The organism is Paenibacillus etheri, assembly GCF_001012825.1.
Classification (GTDB): domain Bacteria; phylum Bacillota; class Bacilli; order Paenibacillales; family Paenibacillaceae; genus Paenibacillus_AQ; species Paenibacillus_AQ etheri.
Genome location: NZ_LCZJ02000047.1, coordinates 1 through 681, shown reverse-complemented (window position 1 = coordinate 681; position 681 = coordinate 1). Strand labels below are relative to the sequence as shown.

General features: G+C 51.4%; 1 rRNA gene. It reads right to left on the bottom strand.

Annotated elements, in window-relative coordinates:
• A 23S ribosomal RNA gene (locus tag UQ64_RS27135) occupies positions 1 to 664 on the bottom strand; the annotation flags it as partial.
• Between the last annotated feature and the right edge of the window lie 17 nt (positions 665 to 681).

The following is a 681-nucleotide window of genomic DNA, read 5'->3' as shown; positions in this document are numbered from 1 at the left end:
CTTCTCGACTTAACCTTGCATGTTAAACGTAACTCGCCGGTTCATTCTACAAAAGGCACGCCATCACCCATAGATAGGGCTCTGACTTTTTGTAAGCACACGGTTTCAGGTTCTATTTCACTCCCCTTCCGGGGTGCTTTTCACCTTTCCCTCACGGTACTGTTTCACTATCGGTCGCCAGGTAGTATTTAGCCTTAGCAGATGGTCCTGCTGGATTCATACGGGGTTTCACGTGCCCCGCACTACTCGGGATCCGTCTCGGAGAGAACACAGTTTAGGCTACAGGGCTTTTACCTCTATCGCGGGCCTTTCCAGACCTCTTCGCCTACCATATTCCTTTGTAACTCCATGTGAGACGTCCCACAACCCCTAAGAGCAAGCTCTTAGGTTTAGGCTGTTCCGCGTTCGCTCGCCGCTACTGACGGAATCACTATTGTTTTCTCTTCCTCAGGGTACTTAGATGTTTCAGTTCCCCTGGTCTGCCTCTACATCTCCTATGTGTTCAGAGATGAGTAACTGCGAATTACCACAGCTGGGTTTCCCCATTCGGACACCCCCGGATCAAAGCTTGCTTACAGCTCCCCGAGGCAGTTTCGTTGTTCGCCACGTCCTTCGTCGGCTCCTGGCGCCTAGGCATCCTCCGTGTGCTCTTATTAGCTTAACCTTCGCTCCAATGTTTCG